The 6,712-nt window shown below is 68.0% G+C and carries 5 protein-coding genes; 1 reads left to right on the top strand and 4 read right to left on the bottom strand.

Annotated elements, in window-relative coordinates:
- Positions 1-3 precede the first annotated feature (3 nt).
- Positions 4-3,339, bottom strand: coding sequence for a PAS domain-containing protein (locus ACFE87_RS16395; protein ID WP_375460724.1), 3,336 nt, complete (start codon positions 3,337-3,339; stop codon positions 4-6).
- Positions 3,340-3,412: 73 nt separating this feature from the next.
- On the bottom strand, positions 3,413-4,378 hold the full coding sequence (locus ACFE87_RS16400; protein WP_375460725.1) for a Bug family tripartite tricarboxylate transporter substrate binding protein: 966 nt from the start codon (positions 4,376-4,378) through the stop codon (positions 3,413-3,415).
- Between the two features lie 99 nt (positions 4,379-4,477).
- On the opposite strand from ACFE87_RS16400, the gene ACFE87_RS16405 reads away from it, so the two are divergent.
- A complete protein-coding gene (locus ACFE87_RS16405; protein WP_375460726.1) occupies positions 4,478-4,711 on the top strand; it encodes a hypothetical protein in 234 nt (77 codons plus the stop codon).
- 19 nt (positions 4,712-4,730) lie between these two features.
- Here ACFE87_RS16405 and ACFE87_RS16410 read toward each other — a convergent pair whose 3' ends face one another.
- Positions 4,731-6,365, bottom strand: a complete 1,635-nt coding sequence (locus tag ACFE87_RS16410) for a B12-binding domain-containing radical SAM protein (RefSeq protein WP_375460727.1) — start codon at positions 6,363-6,365, stop codon at positions 4,731-4,733.
- Between the two features lie 94 nt (positions 6,366-6,459).
- On the bottom strand, positions 6,460-6,712 hold a 253-nt coding region (locus tag ACFE87_RS16415; RefSeq protein WP_375460728.1), incomplete at its 5' end, for an MMPL family transporter.

Raw genomic sequence — 6,712 nt, forward strand, 5'->3', positions numbered from 1 at the left:
CGCTCAGCCCTCGATCATGCTCCGGATCCGGCTCGCGAGCGCATCGACCGGGAAGGGCTTCGTGATCATCTCCATGCCGGGATCGAGAAAGCCCGAGGCCAAAACCGCGTTCTCGGCATAGCCGGTGATAAACAGGATCCGGAGGTCCGGCCGGGTCAGCCGCGCCTGATCGGCGAGCTGGCGGCCGTTCAGGCCCGGAAGGCCGACATCTGTCACGAGGAGATCGATCCGCGCGCCCGATTGCAGGACCGCGAGGCCGGACGGTCCGTCGATCGCTTCCAGCGCCTGGTAGCCGAGATCGTGCAGCACCTCGACGACGAGATCGCGCACCACGGGCTCGTCCTCGACGACGAGGACGGTCTCGCCCGCCTCGGCCCGGTGGGCGGCGGTAAGCCCTGTCGTCGCTTCCTCCTCCCGCACGACCTTGCCGCTGCGATGGCGCGGCAGGTAGATCTTCACGGTCGTGCCCTTCCCGACCTCGGAATAGATCGCGGCATGCCCCTCCGATTGCCGGGCGAAGCCGTAGACCATCGAGAGGCCGAGCCCCGTTCCCTGGCCGATCGGCTTCGTCGTGTAGAAGGGGTCGAAGGCGCGCCCGATCACCTCCGGCCCCATGCCGACGCCCGTGTCGGTGACGCAGAGGCAGATATACTGGCCTGAGACGACGCCGGGATGCTGGGCCGCGTAATGCCAGTCGAGATGGGTGTTGCAGGTCTCGATCGTGAGCTTGCCACCATTCGGCATCGCGTCGCGGGCATTGATCGCGAGATTCAGGATCGCGCTTTCGAGCTGGTTCGGGTCGCAGAGGGTCGGCCAGAGCCCGCCCGCGGTCACGATCTCGAGCCCGATCGCCTCGCCGATGGTCCGGCGAAGAAGGTCCTCGAGCGAGGTCACGAGCGCGTTGGCGTCGGTCGGCTTCGGGTCGAGCGGCTGCCGGCGCGCGAAAGCGAGGAGCCGGTGCGTCAGGGCCGCGGCCCGGTTCGCAGAGGACATCGCGGCCTTGGCATAACGCTCGAGATTCTCCGTCCTGCCCTGCGCCATGCGGGTCTGCATCAAGTCGAGCGAGCCCACGATCCCGGTCAGGAGGTTGTTGAAGTCGTGCGCGATGCCGCCCGTCAGCTGCCCGACCGCTTCCATCTTCTGGGACTGCCGGAGCTGGTCCTCGATCTCGCGCTCCGCCGTGATGTCGCGGCCGACGACGTAGAACATCCCGCCATCCGGCACCGCGTTCCAGGTCACGGTCCGGCGGCCGCCATCCTTCTGGATCAGGTGGTCGACGTAGCCCGATACAGTCTCCCCGGCCGACAATCGTGCGACGATCTCTTCGGTCTCGGAATGGTCGGCGGGATCGATCAGGGCTGCGAAGGGGCGCGCGAGCAATTCGTCCTCGCTCCACCCCAGCATCCTGGTCCAGGCCGGGTTCACGGCTTTGAGGTAGCCGTCGAGGCCGCCGGTTCCCATGAGGTCGTTCGTGGTCGACCAGAGCCGGTCGCGCTCCCGGGTGCGCTCCTCGATCCGGCCGGCGAGAAGACCGTTCAGCCGCGCGAGTTCGGCCGCGTTCTCCTTCTGGTCGTGGACGTCGGTGTTGGTCCCGATCCAGCGAACGACAGCGCGGGCCTCGTTCCGGATCGGCAGCGCCCGGGCGAGATACCATCGATAGGCGCCGTCGTGCCGGCGGAGGCGGAACTCGGTCTCGTAGACGTCGCCGGTCGCGATGGAGCGTGCCCAACGCTCGGCGGCGAGCCCGACATCGTCGGGATGAACGACGCCCATCCAACTTGCCCCGCCGGTGCTGGCCTGGAGTCCGAAATAGCCCTGGACCTGCTGGTTCACCCAGTCGAGCCGGCCGCTCGCATCGGCCGCCCAGACCTGGTTCGGCATCACCTGCGCGAAGACTCCGAACCGCTCCTCGCTGTCGCGAAGGGCAGAAGCGGCCCGCACCCGCTCGACCGCAGCGCGCGTGCGATCGGCGACGTTGCGGATGAAGGCGACTTCCTCGGCCGACCAGGGGCGCGCCTCGGGGTGATTCGTGTAGAACAGCGCAACCGATTGGCCATGCTCCGTCACCGGCAGGTTGACGAAGGATCGGGCGCTGATCCCCTTCAGCGCCTCCGCCGTGGCGGCGGTGCGGGGGTCGATCTCTGCATCGGCGACGACGACCGCCTCGCCCCGTTTCAGGTCGTCGATATAGGTCCCGAAATCGCGAAAATGCAGCAGCCCGGCGAGGCTCGCGATGCCGGGCGCCGTCCAGTCCCGCTCGATCGTGATCGTCTCCTGGTCCGGGTCGATCGTGCCGTAGCCAGCCCTCCCGACCTCGAGTGTCCGGCCCATGATCTCGCCCGCCGCATAGGCCATCGCGGCGGTGTCGTCGCTGTCGCGAAGCCGGTCGCCGAGTTCGGACAGAGCATTGCGGCGGGCCTCTGCCTGCTTTCGCTCGGTCAGGTCGAGCATGGCGCCGATCATGCGGACCGCGATACCGCCTTCGTCCCGGATCAACGTTGCCCGGTCGAAGACATGGGCGTAGCTGCCGTCGTGCTTGCGGAAGCGATACTCGTCGCGCCAATTCGCCGCGGCCGTATCGATCGCCCCGGGGATGCTGGCCGATACGCGCTCTCGATCGCCGGGATGGATATGCGCGAGCCACCACGCGCCGTCCGGGGTCACCTCCCGCAGGTCGTGTCCATAGGCTTCGTGCAAAGCCTCGTTCCAGACGACGTGGTCGCGGACGAGGTCCCAATCCCAGACGGCGTCGTTCGTGGCGTCGGTCAGGAGCCGGGCATGCGCGGCGCCGGCGCGTTCTTCCGCCAGCGCCCGATCTCGTTCCTGCACGGCCCGGCGAAGGTCGAGCTGCGCCATCACCTGGTTGGCGACGACTTGAAGGGCGAAGCTCTGGTGGCGCATCAACCCGCTCGGGCGGGGCTCGTAATCCAGCACGCAGACGGTGCCGATAGGCACCTTGTCCGCGGTTTCCAGAAGGGCGCCTGCGTAGAAGCGCAGCTCGGGCGCGCCCGTGACGAGCGGATTTCGGGTGAAGCGGTCATCCTTCGTGAGGTCGGGCACCACGAAGATGCCGGGCTGGAGAATGGCGTGGGCGCAGATCGAGACGTCGCGCGGCGTCTCCTGGACCCCGAGACCGCGCTCGGCCTTGAACCATTGCCGTCCCTCGCCGACGAAGTTGATGACTGCGATCGGCGCCTGGCAGATCTCGGAGACGAGCTGCACCATATCCTCGAACTCGGCCTCGACCGGCGTGTCGAGAATGGCGTAGCCCTCGAGCGCGGCCAGGCGCTCGGTCTCCGTCCAGGCGGGTCGGGGCGCGGTACCGGTGTCGCGGTTCAAGGTCGGCTCGGGCTGGGTTGGCTGCCGTCCAGTAGCGTCAGCGGCAGTCGACCGGCAAGGTCGGGGCTGTCCGTCACTGGCCAACCCGGATGTCGTTCGCCCTGATCACGGGCCCCCAGCGTTCCAGCTCTGCCTGGACCACGGCCCGGAAGTCCGCCGCGCTGCCGCCATCCGGGCTGATTAACTGCGTCCGGAGACGGTCCCGCGTGGCAGGCTCCGCCAGGATATCCCTCACGGTCGCGCCGAGCTTGTCGAGGATCGGGTCCGGCAGCCCGGCCGGCGCGATGAGCCCGATCCAGGCATCCGCCTCGACGCCCGCGATGCCGAGCTCCCTGAGGGTCGGCACATCCGGCAGGAGAGGCGACCGCCGGGCGGCCGTGACGGCCAGCATGCGGATCTGCCCGGCCTCGGCCTGCGCAACCACCGATCCGGCCGGGAGCACCGACATGTGCACGTCGCCCCGGATCAGCGCCGTTACCGCTGCGGGCGAACCCGCGAAGGGGATGTGGACAGGGCGGGTGGCGCCCCGCATCGCGATCGCCTCCATGGCGAGATGCGAGAGCGAGCCGATTCCGATCGAGGCGAAGTTGTAGCGGCCTGGATCGCGGCGGAGCAGGGCGACGAGGTCCTCGACACGCCGCGCCGGGAGATCGTTGTTGACTACCAGCACGCTCGGCTGCGCACCCAGGATCGTGACCGGCGTGAGGTCCCGGAAGGGGTCGTAGGGCATGCGCGGAAACAGGAGCGTGTTCAGCGCGAGCGGGCCGACGATGCTGACGCCGATCGTGTAGCCATCCGGCTGAGCCTTTGCGACCGCGTCCGTGCCGAGATTGCCGCCGGCTCCCGCCTTGTTCTCGATCACGAAAGGCTGGCCGAGCCTCGCCTGCAGGCGATCGGCAATGACCCGCGCGGCGCCGTCCGGCGTCGAGCCCGGCCCGAAGGGCACGATGATCCTGACCGGTCGGCTGGGCCATTCCTGCGAGAGGGCGCCGAAGGCCGAGACGGCCAGCGCGAGAGCGCCGGCGAGAATTCGGATCATGATGCGCGCCTCATCCCGCCGACGGGACCGAGCGCATCCCGTCGCAAAAACGACGCGATGTCTGCCATAAGGGCACGCACATTCCGAGGACATGACACGATGATTTCGAAGACGATTTTGGCTGCCGCCGCCTTCTGCACCCTCATGGGTTCCACCGCGATGGCGCTGACGCCCCAGGAGCAGGCCGAGTTCAAGAAGAATTGCACCGCCGACTATACCCGGCTCTGCGCGGCCTTTCCGCCGGATTCCGACGAGGTGAAACAATGCTTCCAGCAGAAGATCAAGCAGGTCTCCGCCCGCTGCCAGCGGACGATCGCGAGCTTCAAGAGCTAGTTGGGGGCGGCGCCGCCCTTCAGGCGGCGCGTTTCAGGCCGAGGCTGCGCCAGGACCGGCGCGCCTCGGTCGCCTCCGGCTCGGGGAGATCCGTCCGGACGGCGTAGAAGGAGGCGTTCTGCTGACCGGCAAGCGCCTCGCCCGTGAAGCGGATCATGTGGTGGGCCACAAAGCCCATATTGAAGATGGCCTCGACCTGGCCGCGCCTCATGGCCTCCCGGGCGGCGCGCCAGAAAACCCGGCGGTAATCCGACATCAGGCCGACCCGGACCATGATGTTGAAACCGAGGACGAGCGCGCGGCGGAGATTCGTCAGCGTCAGCTGGGTCCGGACCGGGGTCTTGATCCGGTGCGCGTAGGTGGCGTCCATCTGGTGGACGAAGCGCCGGAACAGCCGCTCCGGCGTGTAGGCATGGGCGATCGAGCGCCGCCACGCGGCCAGCACTTCGGCATATGGCATCACGAACCGCACGTTCGATTGCAGGTCGGGGTCGTGGTCGAGACGGTCCGCCTTTTCGAGCCGGTCCCAGAGCGGCGTCCGGGGCAGGGCCTGGAGAAGGTTGATGGTCAGGACGGGCACGTTCGACGCATCGACGAATTCCCGGAGCCGGATTTCGCTCTCTGGGCTGTCCGAATCGAGGCCGAGGATGATGCCCGAGGTGACCTCCAGGCCGTAGCCGTTCAGCGTGTCGATGGAGTCGAGGATCGGCAGCTTGGCGTTGTGGCCCTTGTCCATCTGGCGGAGCGCGTCCGCATCCGGGGTCTCGATGCCGACGAAGACGGTGATGAAATTCGCCTCCCGCATCATGGCCATGATGTCGGGCTGCTGGGCGAGGTTCAGCGTCGCCTCGCAGGCGAATTGCAGTGGGTAGCCGTTGCGCTTCTGCCAGGCGACGATATGCGGGAGCATGTCCCGGGTCGCCTTACGGTTGCCGATGAAATTGTCGTCCACGAAATAGACCACGGCCGGCCGGATCGGCTGCGCCATGATGGCGTCGAGTTCGCCGCAGAGCTGTTCGGGGGTCTTCAGCCGGGGCTGCCGGCCATAGAGCGCCGGGATGTCGCAGAACTCGCAGCGGTAGGGGCAGCCGGACGAGAATTGCAGGCTGCCGATCAGGTAGCGCCGGAGCGAGACCTTCTCATAGGCGGGCGTCGGGAAGTCGGCGAGCGGCAGGCGCTCCGTCGTCTCGAGCCTGACCTGGGCGGGCGGTCGCGCGCAGCTCTCGTCCAGGCGCCGGACGAGTTCGTCGGTCGCGTCCCCCATCTCGCCGATGTGGAGATAGTCGAAATCGCCATACCAGTCCGGGGCGCCGGAGGCGGAGGGCCCGCCCAGGACTGTCAGCTTTCCGGCGGCCGCGGCCCTCGCCCGGATGTCGCCCATCTGGGCGACCTGGACATGCATGCCGCTGATCAGGACCGCATCGGCCCAGGCGAAGTCGGCCGCGGTCGCGGGCGCGATATTTTCGTCCACGAAGCGGACCGGCCAGGATTCGGGCAGGTAGGCCGCGATCAGCAGGAGGCCCTGGGGCGGCATGAAGGCCTTGACGCCACCCATGAGCGGATAGGCGTGGGCGAAGGTGCCGAAGGAGGGCGTATAGGCGGGAAAGACGCACAGGATGCGCCGAACTTTCTCGACTCGAACCGGACAGCGCAAACAATGCCCTCCCTGGCCCCGCATGATTCGAGGCAGGACGCCCTATCCTACACGACTTCGGACACCCGCACGCCTGCGGCCGGGACGGTACGGATCAGTGCCGCTCCCCGGTTTCGGGAGCGGGCACCCGCGGCGGCCCGAGAAAGGCCGGCACGATCACGAAGGCCGCCAGCAGCGTGTAGACGAGCGAGATCGTCAGCAGCTTGCCCATGCTGGCCGTACCCGGATGGTGCGACAGCCACAGGCTTCCGAAGGCGATGCCGGTCACGAGCGACGAGTAGAAGATCGCCCGCGTCAGGCTGGAGGCCAGCATGTCGGCGACGCCGTTCCGCCAGGCGATCATGTAG

It is taken from the genome of uncultured Enterovirga sp., from assembly GCF_964242715.1.
GTDB lineage: Bacteria > Pseudomonadota > Alphaproteobacteria > Rhizobiales > Beijerinckiaceae > Enterovirga.

Bases quoted from the DNA above. Each gene is read 5' to 3' on its own strand.
- ACFE87_RS16400 (WP_375460725.1), bottom strand. From the start codon at position 4,378: ATGATCCGAATTCTCGCCGGCGCTCTCGCGCTGGCCGTCTCGGCCTTC.
- ACFE87_RS16405 (WP_375460726.1), top strand. From the start codon at position 4,478: ATGATTTCGAAGACGATTTTGGCTGCCGCCGCCTTCTGCACCCTCATG.